Annotated in this window: 25 protein-coding genes; 21 read left to right on the top strand and 4 right to left on the bottom strand. The window is 69.5% G+C overall.

Annotated features, from left to right (window positions below):
• The first annotated feature begins 229 nt into the window (after nucleotides 1-229).
• From BM075_RS24965 to BM075_RS04580, 4 genes are read left to right on the top strand one after another with little or no spacing between them, the layout of a single operon-like run.
• Nucleotides 230-994: an HNH endonuclease gene (locus BM075_RS24965; protein ID WP_093359506.1), complete on the top strand. Its 765-nt coding sequence runs from the start codon at nucleotides 230-232 to the stop codon at nucleotides 992-994.
• Entirely contained in the window at nucleotides 969-2,297 is a 1,329-nt protein-coding gene (locus tag BM075_RS04590; RefSeq protein ID WP_093359505.1) for a DNA modification methylase, read from the top strand. Before BM075_RS24965 ends, BM075_RS04590 begins: the two co-directional genes overlap by 26 nt.
• A gap of 13 nt (nucleotides 2,298-2,310) precedes the next feature.
• Nucleotides 2,311-3,324, top strand: coding sequence for a DNA cytosine methyltransferase (locus BM075_RS04585; RefSeq protein ID WP_245758742.1), 1,014 nt, complete (start codon nucleotides 2,311-2,313; stop codon nucleotides 3,322-3,324).
• A 9-nt stretch (nucleotides 3,325-3,333) separates the two neighbouring features.
• Complete coding sequence (locus tag BM075_RS04580) at nucleotides 3,334-3,558, top strand: DUF7220 family protein (RefSeq protein WP_093359503.1); 225 nt, start codon at nucleotides 3,334-3,336, stop codon at nucleotides 3,556-3,558.
• A 54-nt stretch (nucleotides 3,559-3,612) separates the two neighbouring features.
• On the opposite strand, the gene BM075_RS04575 is transcribed toward BM075_RS04580, so the two are convergent.
• Together BM075_RS04575 and BM075_RS04570 are read right to left on the bottom strand one after the other, a co-directional pair.
• Entirely contained in the window at nucleotides 3,613-4,200 is a 588-nt protein-coding gene (locus BM075_RS04575; protein WP_093359502.1) for a DUF3489 domain-containing protein, read from the bottom strand.
• Between the two features lie 95 nt (nucleotides 4,201-4,295).
• The gene (locus tag BM075_RS04570) at nucleotides 4,296-4,568 is read right to left on the bottom strand and encodes a hypothetical protein (RefSeq protein ID WP_093359501.1); all 273 of its coding nucleotides are present in this window, start codon (nucleotides 4,566-4,568) and stop codon (nucleotides 4,296-4,298) included.
• 111 nt (nucleotides 4,569-4,679) lie between these two features.
• Here BM075_RS04570 and BM075_RS04565 point away from each other — a divergent pair, with 111 nt between their 5' ends.
• The 7 genes from BM075_RS04565 to BM075_RS04535 all read left to right on the top strand — a co-directional run bounded on the left by BM075_RS04565 (nucleotide 4,680) and on the right by BM075_RS04535 (nucleotide 11,436).
• A complete protein-coding gene (locus BM075_RS04565; RefSeq protein ID WP_093359500.1) occupies nucleotides 4,680-5,264 on the top strand; it encodes a hypothetical protein in 585 nt (194 codons plus the stop codon).
• The gene (locus BM075_RS04560; RefSeq protein ID WP_177208249.1) at nucleotides 5,212-7,206 is read left to right on the top strand and encodes a phage terminase large subunit family protein; all 1,995 of its coding nucleotides are present in this window, start codon (nucleotides 5,212-5,214) and stop codon (nucleotides 7,204-7,206) included. Before BM075_RS04565 ends, BM075_RS04560 begins: the two co-directional genes overlap by 53 nt.
• A 3-nt stretch (nucleotides 7,207-7,209) precedes the next feature.
• On the top strand, nucleotides 7,210-7,425 hold the full coding sequence (locus BM075_RS04555) for a phage head-tail joining protein (RefSeq protein ID WP_093359498.1): 216 nt from the start codon (nucleotides 7,210-7,212) through the stop codon (nucleotides 7,423-7,425).
• Between the two features lie 3 nt (nucleotides 7,426-7,428).
• Complete coding sequence (locus BM075_RS04550; RefSeq protein WP_245758741.1) at nucleotides 7,429-8,949, top strand: phage portal protein; 1,521 nt, start codon at nucleotides 7,429-7,431, stop codon at nucleotides 8,947-8,949.
• 4 nt (nucleotides 8,950-8,953) lie between these two features.
• Entirely contained in the window at nucleotides 8,954-9,970 is a 1,017-nt protein-coding gene (locus BM075_RS04545) for a head maturation protease, ClpP-related (RefSeq protein ID WP_177208248.1), read from the top strand.
• Between the two features lie 4 nt (nucleotides 9,971-9,974).
• A complete protein-coding gene (locus BM075_RS04540) occupies nucleotides 9,975-10,340 on the top strand; it encodes a head decoration protein (RefSeq protein WP_093359496.1) in 366 nt (121 codons plus the stop codon).
• Nucleotides 10,341-10,404: 64 nt separating this feature from the next.
• The gene (locus BM075_RS04535; protein WP_093359495.1) at nucleotides 10,405-11,436 is read left to right on the top strand and encodes a major capsid protein; all 1,032 of its coding nucleotides are present in this window, start codon (nucleotides 10,405-10,407) and stop codon (nucleotides 11,434-11,436) included.
• Nucleotides 11,437-11,440: 4 nt separating this feature from the next.
• Here the strand turns inward: BM075_RS04535 and BM075_RS04530 are convergent, their stop codons facing one another.
• Nucleotides 11,441-12,217, bottom strand: a complete 777-nt coding sequence (locus BM075_RS04530) for a PGN_0703 family putative restriction endonuclease (protein ID WP_245758740.1) — start codon at nucleotides 12,215-12,217, stop codon at nucleotides 11,441-11,443.
• An 84-nt stretch (nucleotides 12,218-12,301) separates the two neighbouring features.
• Here BM075_RS04530 and BM075_RS04525 point away from each other — a divergent pair, with 84 nt between their 5' ends.
• Together BM075_RS04525 and BM075_RS04520 are read left to right on the top strand one after the other, a co-directional pair.
• The gene (locus BM075_RS04525) at nucleotides 12,302-12,616 is read left to right on the top strand and encodes a head-tail joining protein (protein WP_093359493.1); all 315 of its coding nucleotides are present in this window, start codon (nucleotides 12,302-12,304) and stop codon (nucleotides 12,614-12,616) included.
• A 5-nt stretch (nucleotides 12,617-12,621) separates the two neighbouring features.
• Entirely contained in the window at nucleotides 12,622-13,254 is a 633-nt protein-coding gene (locus BM075_RS04520; RefSeq protein WP_093359492.1) for a DUF6441 family protein, read from the top strand.
• Between the two features lie 45 nt (nucleotides 13,255-13,299).
• On the opposite strand, the gene BM075_RS04515 is transcribed toward BM075_RS04520, so the two are convergent.
• Complete coding sequence (locus tag BM075_RS04515) at nucleotides 13,300-13,677, bottom strand: hypothetical protein (RefSeq protein WP_143089815.1); 378 nt, start codon at nucleotides 13,675-13,677, stop codon at nucleotides 13,300-13,302.
• 87 nt (nucleotides 13,678-13,764) lie between these two features.
• Here BM075_RS04515 and BM075_RS04510 point away from each other — a divergent pair, with 87 nt between their 5' ends.
• From BM075_RS04510 to BM075_RS04475, 8 genes are all read left to right on the top strand, one after another.
• Nucleotides 13,765-14,184 carry an acyl-CoA transferase gene (locus tag BM075_RS04510; protein ID WP_093359490.1) on the top strand — a complete coding sequence of 140 codons (420 nt, stop codon included), beginning with the start codon at nucleotides 13,765-13,767 and terminating at the stop codon, nucleotides 14,182-14,184.
• 24 nt (nucleotides 14,185-14,208) lie between these two features.
• A complete protein-coding gene (locus tag BM075_RS04505) occupies nucleotides 14,209-15,150 on the top strand; it encodes a phage tail tube protein (protein ID WP_093359489.1) in 942 nt (313 codons plus the stop codon).
• On the top strand, nucleotides 15,150-15,605 hold the full coding sequence (locus tag BM075_RS04500) for a hypothetical protein (RefSeq protein WP_093359488.1): 456 nt from the start codon (nucleotides 15,150-15,152) through the stop codon (nucleotides 15,603-15,605). The genes BM075_RS04505 and BM075_RS04500 overlap by 1 nt, the downstream gene beginning before the upstream one ends.
• A 98-nt stretch (nucleotides 15,606-15,703) precedes the next feature.
• Nucleotides 15,704-15,832 carry a DUF7697 family protein gene (locus tag BM075_RS24960; protein ID WP_281244920.1) on the top strand — a complete coding sequence of 43 codons (129 nt, stop codon included), beginning with the start codon at nucleotides 15,704-15,706 and terminating at the stop codon, nucleotides 15,830-15,832.
• Nucleotides 15,825-18,242 (top strand): phage tail tape measure C-terminal domain-containing protein, encoded by a 2,418-nt coding sequence (locus BM075_RS04490; RefSeq protein ID WP_093359486.1) that lies wholly within the window; start codon nucleotides 15,825-15,827, stop codon nucleotides 18,240-18,242. Before BM075_RS24960 ends, BM075_RS04490 begins: the two co-directional genes overlap by 8 nt.
• Nucleotides 18,242-18,868: a DUF2460 domain-containing protein gene (locus BM075_RS04485; protein WP_093359485.1), complete on the top strand. Its 627-nt coding sequence runs from the start codon at nucleotides 18,242-18,244 to the stop codon at nucleotides 18,866-18,868. Before BM075_RS04490 ends, BM075_RS04485 begins: the two co-directional genes overlap by 1 nt.
• On the top strand, nucleotides 18,865-19,749 hold the full coding sequence (locus tag BM075_RS04480) for a DUF2163 domain-containing protein (RefSeq protein WP_093359484.1): 885 nt from the start codon (nucleotides 18,865-18,867) through the stop codon (nucleotides 19,747-19,749). Before BM075_RS04485 ends, BM075_RS04480 begins: the two co-directional genes overlap by 4 nt.
• A complete protein-coding gene (locus BM075_RS04475) occupies nucleotides 19,746-20,177 on the top strand; it encodes an NlpC/P60 family protein (protein ID WP_093359483.1) in 432 nt (143 codons plus the stop codon). Before BM075_RS04480 ends, BM075_RS04475 begins: the two co-directional genes overlap by 4 nt.
• Nucleotides 20,178-20,184: the final 7 nt, after the last annotated feature.

Here is a 20,184-nt window from a genome sequence, read left to right as displayed (position 1 = left end):
TGCTGGCGGGCTTGGCTCGGCATTTCGCCAGCGACAGGGCCGGAATTTTGGGAAGCCGCCGGAATCCAGCATCCACCCGCGGCGTCCTGAAAGCCTCGTGAATTCAAACATCTGACCGGCCGCCCGGGGTGGATACCCCGCGGATACCGGAGTCCAGCCGGAAGCCGGTGGACCCCGCCGTGCCGGAGTCCACCCGGCGGATGCCGATCGACCATCGACAGGAACCTTCATGACCCTCGCCCACGGCACTGCGGCGGGCACGGACGCCGTCGCGACGCGCGCCAGGTCGCGCAACCGCGGGATGCGCCTCCGGACCTGCGCGGAGTGCGGCAAGGTCGAGGAGGTGCGCGCCGACAACCCCGCCACTCGGTGTCGAGCCTGCGGCTCCCGACCAGCGCTGGATAGAGGCCACTGCAGGCGATCCGCGGATCGGAACCATGAGACGTGCCGGCACTGCGGCAGGGTCTTCCCGGCGCCGCCGAGCAGCCGCCAGCAGTTTTGCTGCCTCGCGTGTCGTCGCGCCGCGCAGTCGGTCGAACGATGCTGCGCGACCTGCGGGAGCTCGTTTCACATTCCCCGGTCGGTCCTGTCGGGTCGCACCAACGCCAGCGGACGGTTCTGCTCGCGGTCCTGCTACGAGCGCCATCTGTGCCGGACGCCGCGCATCCGCGGGCGCGGCTCGCGATGGAAAACGATCCGCAAGGCTGCGCTCCGGCAGACGCCCTTCTGCGCCTGCTGCGGAAGGACCAGGCACCTTCAGGTGCACCACATCATCCCGTTCCGCCTGACGCGGGACAACTCGCCGACCAACCTGATCCCGCTCTGCCGCGCCTGCCACAAGCGCGTGGAGAGCGTGTTCCACGATGTCGAGGCGGTCGATCCGCCGCTCCCAGTCACCAAGCTCGTCCTGTTCTGCAGCATCCATGCGCGCCGGACGGTGACCCTTCACATGCTCAAGAGTTCCGCCCATGCCGGCCAACGCGCTGCAGCTTGAACAATGGCCCATCGGCCGCCTCGTCGAATACGAGCGCAACCCGCGCAAGAACGACGATGTGGTCGACCGGATGGCGCAGGCCATCGTCGAGTTCGGCTTCCGCATCCCGATCGTCGCGCGCAGCGACGGGCTGGTGGTCGACGGGCACCTGCGGCTGAAGGCGGCCCGTCTGCTCGGTCTCGACACCGTGCCGGTGGTCCTCGCCGACGAGCTGTCGGAGACGCAGATCAAGGCGTTCCGTCTGCTGGCCAACCAATCGGCGAACTGGGCGGAGTGGGATGAACTGCTCCTCTCGGCCGAGCTGCAGGACCTGCTCGCGGACGACTACGACCTGTCGCTGGTCGGCTTTTCGGACGGCGAGCTGGACAAGCTTCTGGCGTTCGATCCGGACGGGGGCGGTGAAGAAGAGGGTGGCGCCGGGGGCTCCGTGCCGCCGGTGACCATCCCCGAGCCGCCGCGCAATCCTGCGTCGCGCACCGGCGATCTCTGGATCCTCGGCGACCACCGCCTCCTCTGTGGCGACAGCACCAGCGCTGCCGACGTGCGTCGCCTGATGAACGGCGAGCGGGCAGTGCTGTTCGCGAGCGACCCGCCATACCTCGTCGATTACGACGGATCGAACCATCCGACGCGGAACAAGGACTGGTCGCAGTCCTATGGCGTGACCTGGGACGACAGCAGCCAGGGCGCGGACCTCTACGACGGCTTCATCGCCGCGGCCGTGGCAGAGGCGATCACCGAGGACGCCGCCTGGTATTGCTGGCACGCCTCGCGTCGCCAGGCGATGCTGGAGGCGTGCTGGGAAAAGGCCGGCGCCTTCGTCCACCAGCAGATCATCTGGGTGAAGGACCGCGGGGTTCTCACCCGCTCGCACTACCTCTGGAAGCACGAGCCCTGCTTCATGGGCTGGCGCCGCCCGAACCGCCCGCCGAAAGTCGCCGAGCAGACGCTGCCCTCGACCTGGGAGATGCCGTCCTTCGCCAAGGACGAGCGCCCGGACCATCCGACGCCGAAACCGCTCGACGCCTTCGGTATCCCGATGCGGCAGCATGTGGCGCGCGGCGGGATCTGCTACGAACCCTTCTCGGGCTCCGGCTCGCAGATCATGGCGGGCGAGGCCAATGGCCGCCGGGTCTTCGCGATGGAGATCAGCCCGGCCTATGTCGATGTCGCCGTCGAGCGCTGGCAGGCCGAGACTGGCAAGACTGCCATCCTCGACGGCGATGGCCGGACCTTCGCCGAGGTGAAGGCCGAGCGGCTGGGCGAGACCCCGGCGGCGGCCGAGGGGGCCTACGCGGCCTGACGACGTGGATGGCGTGGCTCTACCTTCCTCCGGTCTGCCTGCCGGAGCCGGCGACGCGTGCCTGTTCGGCCTCTCGCTCTGCTCCGGCGCCGGCGGGCTCGATCTCGGGCTGCACCTCGCATGCCCCGGATATCGCACTGTGGGTCACGTCGAGCGGGACGCCTACGCCGCGGCCGTCCTCGTGGCGCGGATGGAAGACGCGGCCCTGGATCGGGCGCCTGTCTGGGACGACGTTGCCACCTTCGACGGCCGCCCGTGGCGCGGCGCGGTGGACATCGTCACTGCGGGCTATCCGTGCCAGCCGTTCTCCGTCGCGGGCAAGCGCCGGGGCGCGGACGACCCGCGTCATCTCTGGCCGCATGTCGCCCGCATCATCGGCGAGGTCGAGCCGCCCTTCGTCTTCCTCGAGAACGTCGCCCATCATCTCCGCCTCGGCTTCCCCGAGGTCGCCGGAGGACTGGTCGGCATGGGCTACCGCCTTGCGGCGGGCCTCTTCACGGCGGCGGAAGTCGGTGCGCCCCACCGGCGCGAGCGGCTCTTCATCCTCGCCCACCGCGAGGGCGACCACCTGGCCGACCCCGCGCGCCTGCTCGGGGACGCGGTCGAGCGGCGGGAACAGGACGGAGATGATGCGGCTCTGGCCGACGCCGCTGGCCGGCGACAGCAAGGGCACGCGGAACCGGACGAGCAATCGCAGCGAGGCCGCGCGCCCGCGCAACGACGGGACGACGCTCTGCGATGCGACGAGGATGTGGATGACGCCGACGGCGCGGGATCACAAGGACGGGGCGACGAGCCTCGCGAACACGCCGGTGAACGGGCTGCTTGGCCGCCAGGTCCTGGTGATGCCGACGGCTGGCGGGCGTTCCTGCGACACGCCCCGGACCTTGAACCCGCGGTTCGTCGAGGCGTTGATGGGCTGGCCCACCGGGTGGACCGGCTTCGCCTCTGTGGCAACGGAGTGGTCCCGCTGGTCGCGGCGCATGCGCTCCGAACTCTCGCAGCTCAACTGCTGGCCGATGGATAAAGGGGCGCGATGAAGCAGAGCCGGGCCATGTCGCTGGTCGAGGCCGTCGCCAACGTGGCGGTCGGCTACGGCGTCGCGGTCGTGACGCAGATCCTGATCTTCCCGGTCTTCGGGCTGCACACGACGCTGGCGCAGAACCTCAAGATGGGCGCGGTCTTCACTGTGGTGAGCATCGCGCGGTCCTTCGCCCTGCGGCGGGTGTTCGAGGCGATCCGGGTGCGCGGGGCACGATGAGATACCGCCGCCCTGTGCGGGACGGCGGCATTGGGACCAACGTGACGTGCGGCGTTAGTCGCGCGGCAGGCTGTACACCCGCCCGCGGCCCTCGACCTTCTCGGAGGTGACTTCGAGCCTGAGCTTCTTCTTGAGCGCTCCGGCAAACGCACCGCGGACCGTGTGCGGCTGCCAGCCCGTTTCGGCGACGATCTCATCGATGGTCGCGCCGCCCTCGGCGCGAAGCATCTCGATCAGTTTCGCCTGCTTGGTGCCCGTGCGCGGTGTGCGCGCCTTGGGCGCGGGCTCGCCTTCGGCGGGAGCTTCCTGCGTGGGTTCCGCGCTCGGCGCCCCGCCGGCGCCCTTGGGCGCGCTATCGCCGCCCTCCGGCTCGACGCCGATGGCGGCGAGGCCTGCATCGGTGATGTGCAGGAGGATGGCGCGGCCGTCCTCGTCGTTGCGCCAGATGCGGTTGAGGGCGGCGTCCGCCTTGGTCTCGCTGTCGGTCGCTTTCTCTGCGATCAGCGCGCGCTTCAGGAGCGCGCCAACCACCTTGGCGGCGGCGCCGCCGCGGAGCGAACCGGGGAGCGGCAGGACGTTGCGGTCCTCACGCTGCGCGGCGGCGCTGAGGATCACGAGTTGGGTATCGGAAAGCTTGGTCATCTGGGGTCTCCGGTTTCAGGGCCGCGATCGTCGCGACCCTCCTACGACCCCGAGCCGCGCAGGGCGCGCGGCGGGAGTTCCGGCGGTGCCGGAGATCAGCGGGCGTGCTCGCCCTCGCCGAAGGCGCTGTCGGTGATGCGCTTCAGGAGGCTGGCGTAGTTTTCGAGGGTGCCGACCATCGCCCAGCCCGCCTCGTCTGGGTGGCAGTTGAAATGGTCGTCGCTGAGCGCCTGCAGGCGGGCGAGCATCTCGTCGATCTCGGCCTTCTTGCCGATGAAGGCGGCGAGCGCAGCTTCCTTGTTGCGCCGGTCCTTGTCGGCGCGGGCCTCAAAGCGCGGGGTGGTGATCGGGTTCGGGCGGCTGGTCATCGTCGTGGCTCCGGGTGAGTTGCATCGTCCTTGTGGGATGGACGTTCGCTCTGTCCGCGAGGCTTATCAACTCGATAAGCGCCTGACTTTCAATGACAATCGGGGCTGGCGATGCAGGGCATGAGCGAGCGCCAGTACGCCGCCCATGTCGGGCTTTCGCGTGGCGCGATCCAGAAGGCGAAGACCGCCGGCCGCCTCGTGATGCACGAGGACGGCAGCATCGACGCCGCGGCTTCCGACAAGCGGCGGGCCGAAACGACCGACCCGTCGAAGACCCGAAAGGCGCCGGCGCCCAAGCTGAAACCCGTGCCCGAGGCCGCCGTGGCTGCTGTGGGCGACACCCTCCGCGAACAGGGGCTTTCCGCGCCGGCCGTCGGCGGCGGCACGACCTTCCTTCAGGCCAAGACCGCGAACGAGGTGCTGAAGGCGCAGGAGCGACGCATCCGGCTCCAGAAGTTGAAAGGGGAACTGGTCGACCGCGCCCGGGCGGAGACGCTGATGTTCCGGCTCGCGCGCGACGAACGCGACGCCTGGGTGACGTGGCCGGCGCGGGTTGCTGCGCTGATGGCCTCGGAGCTCACCGCGGCGCTGGGGGACGGCTGCGAGGTGGAGGCGGCGCTGATGCAGAAGGTTCTGGAGGCCCATGTCCGCGCCCAGCTCGACAGCCTCGCGGAGATCCGACCCGGGCTTGGATGACGATCTCTTCGGGTTCGACGGCGCCGCCGCGCTGATCCGCGCCTGGTCGCGGGGTCTGCGTCCTGATCCTGACCTGACCGTCTCGAGCTGGGCCGACCGCCACCGGAAGCTCGCCTCGCGTGCCTCGGCCGAGCCGGGGCAGTACCGGACCGCGCGCACGCCCTACATGCGCGAGATCATGGACCGGCTCTCGCCCGGCGATCCGACCCAGCGGATCGTGTTCATGAAGGCCGCGCAGGTCGGGGCGACCGAGGCCGGCAACAACTGGATCGGCTTCGTCATACACCAGGCGCCGGGGCCGATGCTGGCGGTCCAGCCGACGGTGGAGCTGGCCAAGCGCAACTCGCGCCAGCGGATCGACCCGCTGATCGACGAGAGCCCGGACCTGCGGGAGCGGGTGAAGCCCGCGCGCTCGCGCGATGCGGGCAACACGATGCTGTCGAAGGAGTTCGCGGGCGGCATCCTGATCATGACCGGCGCGAACTCGGCCGTGGGGCTTCGGTCGACCCCGGCGCGGTACATCTTCCTCGACGAGGTCGACGCCTATCCCGCCTCGGCCGACGAGGAGGGTGACCCGGTCACGCTGGCCGAAGCGCGGTCATTGACCTTCGCCCACCGGCGCAAGGTGTTCCTGGTGTCGACCCCGACGATCCGGGGCCTGAGCCGGATCGAGCGCGAGTTCGAGGCTTCCGACCAGCGGCGGTACTTCGTGCCGTGCCCGCATTGCGACGCGATGCAATGGCTGAAGTTCGAGCGGCTGCGCTGGGAAAAGGGGCGCCCGGAGACGGCCGAGTATCTCTGCGAGGGCTGCGAGCGGCCCATCGCGGAGCACCACAAGACGAGGATGCTCGAGCACGGCGAGTGGCGCGCGACCGCCACGGCCGCCGATCCGGCGACGGTCGGCTACCACCTGTCGGCGCTCTACTCGCCGGTCGGGTGGCTCAGCTGGCAGCGGATCGCGCGGGCGCATGAGGCGGCACGGGGCAGCGACGAGGCGATGCGAGCGTTCCGCAACACGATCCTCGGCGAGACCTGGATGGAGACCGGCGAGGCGCCCGACTGGCAGCGGCTGGCGGACCGGCGCGAGGCATGGCCGCCGGGTACGGTGCCCGAGCGTGGGCTGTTCCTCACCGCTGGGGCCGACGTGCAGAAGGACCGGATCGAGGTCGATGTCTGGGCGTGGGGCCGCGGGCTGGAAAGCTGGCTCGTCGATCACCTCGTGCTAGAGGGCGGCCCCGGCGATCCGGCCTGCTGGCAGCAGCTGACGGATCTGCTCGGCCGGGTCTGGCAGCATGAACGCGGCAGTCACCTCGCGCTTGCCCGGCTCGCGATCGATACGGGCTACGAGACCAGCGCGGTCTATGCCTGGTCGCGCCAGGTGGGCTTCTCGCAGGTGGCGCCGGTGAAGGGCGTCGAGGGGTTCACCCGGACAAGCCCGGTGACCGGGCCGACCTATGTCGACGCGACCGTCGCGGGCAAGCGGCTCCGGCGCGGCGCCCGGCTCTGGACCGTGGCGACCTCGACCTTCAAGGCCGAGACCTATCGCTTCCTGCGGCAGGACCGGCCAACGAGGGAGGAACAGGCGGTGGGCGCGCTGTGCCCGCCCGGCACAATCCATCTGCCGGACTGGGCGGACGGCGAATGGCTGAAGCAGCTGACTGCCGAGCAGCTGGTGACGGTCCGAACGAAACGCGGCTTCGCGCGGCTCGAATGGCAGAAGCTTCGCGAGCGCAACGAGGCGTTGGACACACGCGTCTATGCCCGCGCGGCGGCGTGGATCGCGGGCGCGGATCGCTGGCCCGAAGCGCGGTGGGCCGATCTGGAAGCGCAACTCGGGGTAGCGACGTCGGACGGGCCCGAGGCCGGTGCGGCAACGGCGCCATCCGTCCCGACACGACCAATGCCGCGCCGGCGCACGGTGCGCTCAAGCTACATGAGGTGATCCATGGCCACGGCCGCAGAGCTCCGCGCCCGCCGCGACGCGCTGACCGCGCAGCGATCCTCGGGGGTGGCTCGGGTGAGCTATGACGGCAAGACCGTGGATTATCGGAGCGTGGCCGAGATCGACCGGGCCATCGAGGCGCTGGATCGCGAGATCGCCGCGGCCGAGGGGCGTCGGATCGTCCGACATGTGCGCGTGACGACGGCGAAGGGGCTCTGATCGATGGGCATCTTCAACCGCTTCCGCCGCCGGTCCGCCGGCGGCCCCGCTGCCGTGCGCGCCCGGCTCGAGGGCGCCATGGCAAAGCGGCGACTGCGCGGCTGGAACCCGCCGCTCGAGAACATCAACGCGCTGGTCGCCTCGGGCGGTCCGCGACTGCTGGCGCGGTCCCGTGAACTGGTGGTCACGAACGGCTATGCCGCCAACGCCTGCGAGGCTTTTGCGGCCAACCTCGTGGGCGACGGGATCAAGCCGTCCTCACTGATCGGGGACGCCGCCCTGCGTGACCGGGTCCAGCGGCTCTGGCTCGCCTGGACGGACGAGGCCGACGCGGATGGGCTGACCGACTTCTACGGCCTGCAGGCCATGGTCGCGCGAGAGATGTTCGTCGCGGGCGAGTGCTTCGTCCGGCTTCGTCCCCGGCGTGCGGAGGACGGACTGCTGGTCCCGCTGCAGCTGCAGCTTCTCCAGTCCGAGATGCTGCCCTTCGAGAAGACCGAGACGGCAGCCAACGGCAACCGCATCCGCTGCGGGATCGAGTTCGATGAGATCGGCCGCCGCGTGGCCTATCACTTCCGCCGGCGCCATCCGGGCGACAGCACAGATCAGGGCGCGGTGATCCCGGAGACTGTGCGCGTGGCGGCGACAGACGTGCTGCACATCTACCGGCCCATCGACGCGGGCCAGATCCGGGGCCTTCCACATATCGCGCCGGCGATGGTCCGGCTGTTCCTGCTCGACCAGTACGACGATGCCGAGCTCGACCGGAAGAAGACCGCGGCAATGTTCGCGGGCTTCATCACCAAGAGCGCGCCGGAAGAGCCCATGATGGGCGAAACGCAAGCGGATCTCGACGGGGCCGCCATCGCCAGCCTCGAGCCTGGCACGATGCAGGTGCTGCTGCCGGGCGAGGACGTGAAGTTCTCGTCCCCGGCGGATGTCGGCGGAGGCTACGAGGCGTTCCAGTACCGCACGCTGCTGGCGGTCTCGGCCTCGCTGGGGCTGCCCTATCACCTCGTCACCGGCGATGTCCGGCAGGCGAACTACTCGTCCCTGCGTGCCGAACTCGTCGAGTTCCGCCGCCGCATCGGCCAGCTGCAGCATGGCGTGATCGTGCACCAGCTCTGCCGCGCGGTCTGGCAGCGCTGGCTGGAGACGGCGGTGTTGTCGGGCGCGTTCGACGCCGATCTGGCCGAGGTGCGGCCGGTGCAATGGATCCCGCCGCGCTGGGACTGGGTCGACCCGCTGAAGGACATCCAGGCGCAGGTGCTGGCGATGGAGGCCGGCATCACCTCGCGGCGCAAGGTGGTCGAGGCCACCGGCTACGACATCGAGGAAGTCGACCGCGAGAACGCCGCCGACGCCGCCCGCGCGACAGGTCTCGGCCTGCGCTACCGCACGAGCCCCGGCGAGAGGCAGGGCGCTCGCGCGACGCCGGCGACGCGGCCGGAGCCGGCTGCTGGCGCGGGGGACGGCACGGATGACGGCGTGGCGGCGACCGATCCGGCCACCGAACAGGAGTGACGACATGGCAAGCTGGTATGCGATCCGCGCCCGGGGGACCGGTGCGGAAGTGGCGATCTATGACGAGATCGGCGCCTACGGGGTCTCGGCGAAGGGTTTTCTGGCCGAACTGGGCGCGCTGCCTGAGGGCACGCCCGTCGATCTGCGGCTGAACAGCCCTGGCGGGTCGGCCTTCGACGCGGTCGCGATCCACAATGCTATCAAGCGTCACGAGGGCCCGGTCACCGTCTGGATCGACGGCATCGCCGCTTCGGCCGCCTCCTACATCGCGATGGCGGGCGACGAGATCGTCATGCCCGAGAACGCCTTCCTGATGATCCACGACCCGGCCGGCCTCATAATGGGCACGGCCGAGGACATGCGCGCCATGGCCGAGGCGCTCGACAAGGTGAAGGGCAGCCTCGTCTCGGGCTACGCCGCGAAATCCGGCAGGACGCCGGAGGAAGTCTCCGCGCTCATGGCGGCCGAGACCTGGTTCGACGCCGCGGACGCGGTGGCGCAGGGCTTCGCCGACCGGCTGATCGAGCCTGTCCGGATCGCCGCGAACTTCGACATCGGGCGCTTCCGCAACGCACCGCCGGCGTTGGCCGAGCAGGTCGAAGCCGGGCCGGAGCCCGACGACGATGCCGACGGCACAAACACCGAGGCCACCGACGACGTCGCCGACGGCGATCAGGTCGAGGACGACGAGGACGACGAAGTCGCCGCTCCCGACACCCCGGAGCCGCCCGCCCAAACCCCGCCGCCGAGCGGCGCGCCGCCCGATCCCGCCGCGATCCGAGCCGAGGCCATCGGCCATGCGCGGGCCGTCATCGATCTCTGCCGCCTTGCGGGCCAGCCGCAGATGGCGGCTCGCTTCCTCGAACAGGACGTGGGCCTCGACGAGGTGCGCGCCGCGCTCATCGCAGCCAAGGCCGAGGCCGAGCCCGAGATCGCGCCCCATCACCCGCAGCCCGGCCGCAGCTCGGCCGCGCGCCCCTGGGGCGAGATCGTCGCCCGCACCTTCAAGCTGAAAGGATGACACCATGACCACGCTGGTCGAAGGGAAACACCCCGGCGGCTTCCTCGTCTGGGAAGCCTTCCGCGACTACACCCGCGAGACGATCACCGTCGCCGCGGGCACGCTCGAGCCCGGCACCGTGCTCGGCAAGATCACAGCGTCCGGAAAGTACGCCGCGCACGATCCGGCCGCCGTCGATGGCACCGAGACCGCTGTCGCGGTGCTCTGGGGCAAGGCGGATGAGAGCACCGGCGATGCGCCTGCCGTCGCGGTTGTCCGCGGCCCCGCCATCGTCAACCGCCACGACCTCGTCTTCGCCGGCACGCCCAGCGAGGGGGAGATCGCGGCCGCCCACACGGCGCTCCTCGCCGCGGGCATCCTCGTCCGCTGATCCAAGTCCCCAATTCCCGCGCGTCCGGACGGAAAACCAGAATCCACTTTTCCTGGACGCGCTCATGACAGGAGGCATCCACATGGCCGCCATGGACATCTTCGAAGGCGATGCCTTCACCATCGTCGAGCTCACCCGCGCGCTCGAGAACATCCCCTTCAAGCCCGCGCTGCTCTCGGGCTCGAACCTCTTCAGCCCGCGCGGCGTGCGCTCGCGCACCGTGGTGATCGAGAGCCGCGATGGCACACTCTCGCTGATCCCGTTCTCCGAGCGCGGCTCGGCCTACGAGCAGCAGGTGCCCGACCGGCGCGAGATGCGCGCCTTCGTCTGCCGACAGTTCAAGAAGCAGGACGTGCTCTGGGCCTCTGAGATCCAATCGGTGCGCGACTTCGGCTCGGAGAGCGCGACTCAGCAGGTGCAGACCGAGGTCGCGTATCGGCTTCGGAAGCTTCGTCAGGACGCCGAGACCACCTTCGAATATCACCTCCTGAACGGCATCCAGGGGCTGGTGAAGGACCCGAAGGACCACGCCACTGTGGTGAACTACTTCACCGAGTTCGGCATCTCTCCGGCGGCCGAGATCGACTTCGACCTCGACAACGCGAGCCCGGCCTCGGGGGCGCTGCGGAAGCGCTGCCAGGCGCTGATCGAGAGTGTCGAGGACTCGATGGGCGGGTTTTCGGCCGGGGCCGTGCAGATCCGTGCCGAATGCGGCTCGGCCTTCTTCGCCGATCTCGTGGCCCACAAGGAGGTGCGGGAGACCTATCTCAACACCGCCGCGGCGGCCGACCTGCGCGGTCGCGTGGCCGACGAGGTCAGCTTCGGCGGCATCACCTTCCGCCGCTACCGGGGCGGCGTCGGTTTCACCGTGCCCACCGACAAGGCGTACTTCTATCCCGAGGGTATCGAGGGGCTCTTCGAGATCTACTATGCGCCGGCCGACACCTTCGAGACGGTCAATACCCTCGGCCAGCCTCTTTATGCCCGCACCATCCCCGACCGGGATCGCGACGAATGGGTGCGGCTTGAGATCGAGAGCAACCCGCTGCCGATCTGCACTCGCCCGCAGGTGCTGCGACAGGCCAGGCGGACCTGACGAGTCAGAGCGTGACGCTGTATCGGGCGTGAAGATCGCTGAGATGCCGGACCAGCCATTCGGCCGGTTCGGTGTCCTGCCAGAAGCGCCAGAGTTCCGGATAGCTCATCGCCTCGAACGCCGGTGATGATCCTGCCACGCGCGCCCTGAACTCGTCGATCTCCTCACGATGGGCGGCGAACTCCGGACCGGCACCCGAGTTCGCAGGCTCCCAGAACAGATAGAGCAGCGTCACGGGGCGGTCTGGAAAGGTCCGAGCCAAACCGAAAGCATGCTTGATGAGCTGTGCAGCGTCGAGCCAGGTGTAATGGTCCGGGCGATCCCGGAGGCGCAGCATCTCGCGAAAGTATCCCTGGCCGCGCCGCGCGTCCCTGATCTGCTCCTCGTAGGCGGGCGAGAATTCGGCCCGGTGGGCCGACAGGTGTTCGGTCAGCTTGGACTCGATCCCGACCACGCCGCCGGGGCCCGAAAGCACGACGTCGAGGTTGGGTGCACGGCCGCCGCGGAGTCCGGTGGGGCATTTCCGTTCGAAGCGAAGATCGTCGAAACCGGCACCCATCGGCATGGCGAGGTCGGCGATCCGGCTCCGAAAGGGCGCGAAGCAGTTGACCGCCAGCCAAGATGAAGAATGGGCCGCCCGGAACTTGGTCTGCAGCTCGTTGCCGTCGCCTGAGGACAGGTCTGCTTCGAAATCCTCCAGCGAGACCTGCGGAAGCAAGGTGTCGCGAAAATCTGCAACGTAGCCCTTCGGGTCGAGGGACGTGTCCGGGTGCTGGCGCATGAACGCCTCTGACAGCGCCTGGACGGCTCGGACCCTCGTCGGGCGTTCTGAAATCGATTCCTGTTTCATGGGAGCAGTATAGCCATGGCCAGCGCGTTCGCATCCGCCCTCGACGCGCTCTTCGCGGATGCGCATCTCGCGCGTGACATCGTCTACATCGCCGAGGGCGGCGCGCCTTCGCTGGTCCGCGCCATCCTGCGGCGCCCCGACGACGTCACCAGTTTCGGCGAGGCGCGGATCTGGTCGGAGAGCACCCGGCTCGATCTGCGCCTTTCCGAAGTGGCCAACCCGCGTCCCGGTGACCGCATCGAGATCGACGGCGAAGCCTTCCTCATCCAGGGCGAGCCCGTCCGCGACCGCGAGCGGCTCGTCTGGACCTTGGACCTGCGCCCGGCCTGATAGCGATGAAGCTGAAGCTCGACATTACGCCGGACCTCGTCGCCGCCATGGCGGCAGAGGTGAAGGCCGGAGAGAAGGCCGTCACCGCCGCTATGCGCGAGGCGGGCACCGGGCTGAAGACCGCCTGGCGCGGCCAGATCACCGGCGCGGGGCTCGGCCGGCGGCTCGCCAATTCGATCCGGAGCCAGACCTATCCGAAGGCCGGCGAGAGCCTGAACGCCGCGGCGCTGGTCTGGTCGAAGGCCCCGGTCATTGTCGGCGCTCACGATACCGGGCCGCTGATCCGCTCTAAGGACGGGTTCTGGCTTGCGATCCCGACGCCAGCCGCCGGACGCGGCCTGCGCGGCGGCAGGATCACCCCCGGCGAATGGGAGCGCCGCCGGGGGCTGCGGCTCCGCTTCGTCTACCGTCGCCGCGGGCCCAGCCTGCTGGTGGTAGAGGGACGGCTGAACAGTCGTGGGCTCGGTGTCGCGTCACGCTCGAAGACTGGCCGCGGGCGCACGACGGTGCCGATCTTCCTGCTGGTGCCGCAGGTCAAGCTGCTGAAGCGGCTCAACCTAGACCGGGATGCCGAGCGGGCGCTGGACAGCGTGCCGGGTCTGATCGTGGCGAATTGGGTTGAGGGGCGGCTTGGATGAGTGCGCAACCATTGGAAGAAACCGCTGGACGCTCGACGGAGCGCATTATTCAGCGCCCACCCATTTCAACACAGCAAGTGCCTCTGGCGAACTACGAACGCGAAGCTTGATTTCCCCGCGTGACGTTTCTTCCGAAGCGGGAAAGCGCTCTTTGGTCTTGCCCGGATCAATAAGCCCTGCATTCAAGGCAGGCTTCCGAAAGTACCACAGGACCCACTTCTGATTCAGGACCGCTGAATACAGCCAGTCGCCCTTGGCTTCGAAACGAAGTTCTCGTTCTATGTAACCATGTCCGGCCGGGCGCACCGTGGTCCCGCCACGAAAATGAGCATGGGCAAAGGTCAAATAGGCGTCGCGGACGGCAGCATCGATGGCTGTTGTCGCTCGTAGCTGTTCTTCGAGTCTATGCGGATCAAGCAGCATCTTTCCTCCCACCGCTTGGTTCCGCGCGGCCTTCATTAATCCAAACACCCTCGAAACAAACGTCAAGCGCGGAGTCGCGTGACAGATATGCCCACCCCACGCGAAACCATCCTCGCCGCGCTGCACGCGCGGCTCTTGGCGCTGCCCGCCACCGCACTGCGCGGCGAGGTGTTGCCCGAGCGCGTTCCTGCCGAAGGGTTACTGATCCTGCGCGACGGCGAGCCGGGCGAGCCTGAGGTCACGCTGTCGCCATTGCGCTATCACTACCAGCACCGGGCCGAGATCGAGGCCGTCGTTCAGGGTGCCGACCGTGACGCCGCCTTCGACACATTGACCGCCAGCATCGGCGCGGCGCTCGCCGCCGACCGCACGCTGGGCGGGCTCTGCGACTGGGTGGAGGCGGAAGCCCCGCGCCCGGTCGATCTGCCGGTTGAGGGCGCGGCCAGCCTGAAGGCGGCCGTGATCCTCGTCGTGCTGCATTATTCCACGGCCGACCAACTGGCCTGACCCCGACAACCCGAGGAGAACACCATGGCACGAGCCCAGGGGGCGCGGGCGCTGATGGCGCTTGCGTTCGAAACGACCTATGGAACGCCGCCCGCGAGCGGCTTCAGACGTATGCCCTTCGCCAGCTCCTCGCTTGGCGCGGAGCAGCCGCTCTTGAACTCCGAGCTGCTGGGATACGGCCGCGATCCGCTGGCGCCGATCAAGGACGCGGTGACGGCCGACGGCGATATCGTCGTGCCGCTCGACGCCGAGGCTTTCGGATTTTGGCTGAAGGCCGCCTTCGGCGCGCCCACGACCACCGGCGCGGAGGCGCCGTACAGCCACGAGTTCCAGTCGGGGTCCTGGACGCTGCCCTCGATGTCGATCGAGACCGGCATGCCGGAGGTGCCGCGCTATGCGATGTATTCCGGCTGCGTCCTCGACCAGATCACCTGGCAGATGCAGCGCTCGGGCCTGCTGACGGCAACCGCGCGGCTGGTGGCGCAGGGCGAGACGGTGGGCACGACCACGAGCGCCGGAACGCCCGCCGCGCTGGAGCTGAAGCGCTTCGGGCATTTCAACGGAGCGATCACCCGGAACGGGACGGCGCTCGGCAACGTGGTCTCGGCCGAGATCACCTATGCCAACAATCTCGACCGGATCGAGACCATCCGGAACGACGGCCGCATCGACGGGGCGGACCCCTCCATCGCCGCACTGACCGGCCGGATCGAGGTGCGCTTTGCTGACCAGACGCTGGTGACGCAGGCCATCAACGGCGAAGCCTGCGAGATGGAGTTCGCCTACGTTCTGCCCTCGGGCGAAAGCTTCACCTTCACCGTGCACGCCGTCTACCTGCCGCGCCCACGGATCGAGATCTCCGGGCCGCAGGGCGTGCAGGCGACCTTCGACTGGCAGGCCGCGCGCGACGGCGTCATCGGCCGGATGTGCACCGCAACCCTGATCAACGACATAGAGGTGTACTGATGCTCACGCTCGACCTGACCAACGCCCCGCACTGGCACGACCTGGCGCCCGGGGTTCGGGTGCAACTCCGCACGCTCACCACGGCGCTGATGGTGGCGACCCGCAGCGATCCGGCCGTCGAGGCCGTTCCGGAGGAGGCTTCCGACGAGGAGCGCGCGGTCGCCTTCGCCAAGGCTCTCGCGCGGCGGGCGGTGCTCGCCTGGGACGGCATCGGCGACGCCGACGGCAATCCCATCGACCCGAGCCCCGAGGCCATCGACGCGCTGCTCGATGTCTGGCCGATCTTCGAGGCCTTCCAGCTCACCTACGTCTCGAAGGGCCTGCTGCTGGAACAGGAAAAAAACGCCTCTGCGCTCTCGCCGAATGGTCCTTCGGCGGGGGCGAGCGATACTGCCAGGCCTGCGCACCCTACGAGGGCCGCGAGCAAGCCTGCCCGGACTGCCCGGCGCGGCTGAACCGTCCGGAAACGCCGGAGGGCTGGCAGGTCTGGGACCTGGTCGGCCGTCTCGGTGGTCAGCTTCGCGTGCTGCCGGGCGCGGTGATCGGATGGGACATGTCGGCAGCGCTGGCGCTCGGTGATGCGCTCGGCGTGCCGCCGCTCGCCATGGCCGAACTGCTGCCCGTCATCGAAGCGGTGATGGTCGCCAAGCTTAACGAACAGATGGAACGACCTGATGGCTGAAAAGCGAGTGTCCGTCCGCCTCGCGGCCGTGGGCGGGCGACAGGTGCGCGCCGAGCTGGAAGGCGTGGGTGAAGCCGGGTCGCGCGGCTTCGGGCGGCTGAGCCGGGAGATGGAAGCGGCCAACGCCCGGCTCGCGGCCTTCTCGCGGCGGGTGCGCGTCGCTGCCGCCGCCGCCGTGGCAGCCGCTGCCGCCGCAGGCGTGGCGATGATCCGGTCCGGTCTGCAGACTGTCGATGCGCAGGCCAAGCTGGCGCAGTCGCTCGGCACCACCGTCGCCTCGATCCAAACGCTCGAGCGTGCGGGCGAACTGGCGGGCGTGTCGATGTCCGGCATCGAGCAGGCCACCAAGGATCTGACGCGTCGTCTCAGCCAGGCGGCCGCCGGGACCGGTCCTGCCGCCGACGCGCTGGACCGGCTGGGACTATCGGCCAGCGAGCTTATCGCCCTGCCGCTGGACCAGCGGGTCGGGGCGATCAACGCGGCGATCGAGAGCTTCGTGCCCGCCGCCGAACGTGCCGCCGTTGCGGGCCAGCTCTTCGGCGAGGAAGGCTCCATCGCCATGTCGCGGATCGACACCGCGACGCTGCGCCAGGCGACCGAGGACGTCCTTGCCTTCGGAGTGGTCGTCTCGGAGCAGGACGCCGATCAGATCGAGCGGACGAACGATGCAATCTCAAGGCTCGGCCTCATCTGGCGCGGGCTGTCGAACCAGCTGGCGGTCGCAGCGGCTCCGGCGCTGGAAGCGGTCGCGAATGCCATGGCGGCAGTCGCCAGCCGCACCGGGCCGCTCGGCATCGCGATCCGCGGTCTCTTCGACAACATCGGCCGCCTGACCACCTATGCCGCCACCTTCGCGGCGTTGCTTACGGGACGTTGGGTGGCTGGCATGGCCGCTGCTGCCCTTTCGGTCCGTGGCCTTGCCACGGCGCTCGTCGTCCTGCGAGGTGCGCTGATCCGCACCGGCATCGGGGCGCTCATCGTCGGCGCGGGCGAACTCGTCTACCAGTTCACCCGGCTCGTCTCCGGTGCGGGTGGGTTCGGCGAGGCGATGTCGCTCCTGAAGGACCTCGCGGTCGAGGTCTGGGAACGCATCAGGATGGGCGCCGCAGCGGCGGGTGCCGCCGCCACAGCGATGTTCTTCGACCTGAAGGCCGATGCGGCGTCGGGCATGCAGAGCGCCATCGAGAGCGTCGTGGGCTTCGGCAACACCGCCGCGAACACCTTCGAGGGCGCCTATGAGGCGATCAAGGCGATCTGGGGCCTGCTGCCCGCGGCCATCGGCGATCTGGCGTTCCAGGCGGCGAACAGCTTGGTCGACGGCGTCGAGGCGATGCTGAACGGCGTCGTCTCGCGCATCAACGGATTCATCGGCGGCATCAACCAGGGGCTGGAAGCGCTCGGGTCGGAGCGCCGCATCTCGCTGGTGCCCGACCTCGACCTCGGCGAGATCGAGAACCGCTTCGAGGGCGCGGCCAGCGCCGCCACGACGGCGGCGCAGGCGGCGTTCGACCGGGCCTTCGAGGACAACCCGCTCACCGCGCCCGATCTGGGCCTGACCGACGCGGCGAACCGCGCGCTCGAGTCCGCGAACCTCTATCGCGGAGCCGCACGCGATCTGGCCGAAGGGGCTCGTGCGCCGCTCGAAAGCTGGCAGGCTCTGCGCGACGCGGTGCGCGGCACCGACGAGGCGAGTGCCGATGCGTTGACCGAGGCCACCGCAGCGGCCGAGCGGCTGGAGACGGCGCTCGGCGATGCCGGGCGCGCTGCAACAGATGCAGGCGCGGCGGCCGGGGCTGCCGCTGATGCGGCGGGGCCCGCAACCGAGGCCGCCGTCACCGGCTGGCAGGCGGTCACGGCGGCGCTGTCCGACTACGCCAGCAAGGCCCGCGACATTGGCGGCGACATAGGCCAGAGCCTCGTCGGCGCCTTCCAGTCGGCGGAGAACGCCGTGGGCCAGTTCGTGAAGACCGGCAAGCTGAACTTCCGCGACCTGGTCACCTCGCTGCTGGCCGATCTCGCCCAGCTGGCGGCGCGACGTTTCATCCTTGGGCCGATCGCCAACGCGCTCTCCGGCGTGTTCTCCGGTGCTGGCGGCATCTTCGCCAACGTCCTGCATGCGGGCGGGATGGTCGGATCCGCCGGACCCTCGCGGATGGTCCCGGCCATGGCCTTCGCTGCCGCGCCCCGGATGCATGGTGGCGGCATGCCCGGGCTTCGTCACGACGAGGTGCCCGCAATCCTGCAGCGCGGCGAGCGGGTGCTGTCGCGCCGCGAGGCACAGAGCTACGGCGCGGGCGGCGGGGTCAACGTCACCATCATGGCCCGCGACGCCGAGAGCTTCCGGCAGTCCCGCACGCAGGTCGCGGCGGACATCGCCCGTGCGGTGTCGCTGGGGCGGAGGGGCATGTGATGACGTTTCAAGAGGTCCGGTTTCCCGACAACATCAGCCGGGGCGCGCGCGGCGGCCCCGAAAGGCGCACACAGATCGTCGAGCTCGCCTCGGGAGACGAGGAGCGCAACGCCAGCTGGGCCAACTCGCGCCGCCGCTACGACGTCGCCTACGGCATCCGCCGCGCCGACAATCTGGCGGCAGTGGTCGCCTTCTTCGAGGCGCGCAACGGGCGGCTCTACGGCTTCCGGTTCAAGGATTGGGGCGACCACAAGTCCTGCCTGCCGTCGCAGATACCGGGGCCAACCGATCAATCAATCGGCACCGGCGACGGCACGACGATCGCCTTCCAGCTGGTCAAGCGCTACGCCTCGGGCGCGCAATCCTGGACGCGCGCCATCGCCAAGCCGGTTGCGGGCAGCGTGCGCATCGCGCTGTCGGGCGTCGAGCAGTCCTCCGGGTGGTCGGTCGACACCGCCACCGGCGTCGTCACCTTCAGCGCCGCGCCGGGTTCCGGCGTTGCGATCACCGCGGGCTTCGAGTTCGACGTGCCCGTTCGTTTCGACACCGATGCGCTCGACGTGACGCTCGACCTCGAGCGGCTCGGCTCGATCACCTCAATCCCGCTTCTGGAACTCCGCCGATGAAGACCCTCACTCCCGCCCTGCAGGCCCATCTCGACGCCGGCACGACGACGCTCGCCTGGTGCTGGCGGATCGCGCGCGCCGACGGCGTGACCTTCGGCTTTACCGACCACGACCGGACGCTCAGCTTCGACGGGACGAACTTCGAGCCCGAGAGCGGGCTCACGGCGTCCGAGGTCCGCTCCGGCTCGGACCTCTCGGTCGATGCGCAGGACGCCGAGGGCGTGCTGACCTCCGACCGCATCATCGAGACCGACATCATGGATGGCCGCTGGGACAACGCCGAGGTCGAGGTCTGGCGGGTGAACTGGTCCGACACCGGCCATCGCGTCCTCATGCGACGCGGTGCCATCGGCCAGATCCGGCGCGGCCGGCTGGCTTTCGTCGCGGAGGTCCGCTCGCTCGCCCATGTGCTGGGCCAGACGGTCGGGCGGACCTTCCAGGCGGCCTGCGACGCGGCGCTCGGCGATGGGCGCTGCGGCGTCGATCTGGAGGACCCGGCCGTCAAGGGCACAGGCGCTGTGATCGATCTCCTGCGGGACCGGGCGTTCACCGCCTCGGGGCTCGGCGGGTTCGTTTCCGGCTGGTTCACCTTCGGCACACTGGAGTGGACGAGCGGCGCAAACGCGGGGCGGCGCACTGAGGTGCTGGACCATGACGTGACGGACGGCATCGCTGTGCTGACCCTGCTCGAAGCGCCGGTGCGTGCGATCGCCGAGGGCGACGCCTTCACCATCCGCGCGGGCTGCGACAAGCGGATGGAGACCTGCGGCGCGAAGTTCGCGAATACCCTCAACTTCCGCGGCTTCCCGCATATCCCCGGCCAGGACGCCGTGCTGCGCTACGCCACGAAGGACGGCGGCCACGAGGGGTCCGTGCTGTGAACGCCAATCCCACGCGCGTCATCGCCGTCGCGCGGTCCTGGCTCGGCACGCCGTATCACGACCAGGCGAGCCTTCGCGGCGTCGGCTGCGACTGCCTCGGGCTGGCCCGGGGCGTGTGGCGCGAGGTCGTCGGCCCCGAGCCGTTCCCGATCCCGCCCTACAGCCGGGACTGGGGCGAAACCGGCCCGCGCGAGGTTCTGGCCGAAGGCGCGCGGCGGATGATGATCGAAGTGGAACCGGCGGCAGCCGGTCCCGGCGCGCTGGTCCTCTTCCGCATGAAGCCCCGCGCCATCGCCAAGCATGTCGGGATCCTGACCGGCCCTGACAGCTTCCTCCACGCCTACGAGCGGCTCGGCGTGATCGAGGAACCGCTCACCCAAAGCTGGCGGCGGCGCATCGCCTTCGCTTTCCTGTTCCCGCAACGCTGAGACCTCG

The sequence above is a fragment of the Tropicimonas isoalkanivorans genome (genome assembly GCF_900112335.1).
In the GTDB taxonomy this organism is placed as follows: domain Bacteria; phylum Pseudomonadota; class Alphaproteobacteria; order Rhodobacterales; family Rhodobacteraceae; genus Tropicimonas; species Tropicimonas isoalkanivorans.
This window is presented reverse-complemented; position numbering and strand designations above follow the sequence as displayed.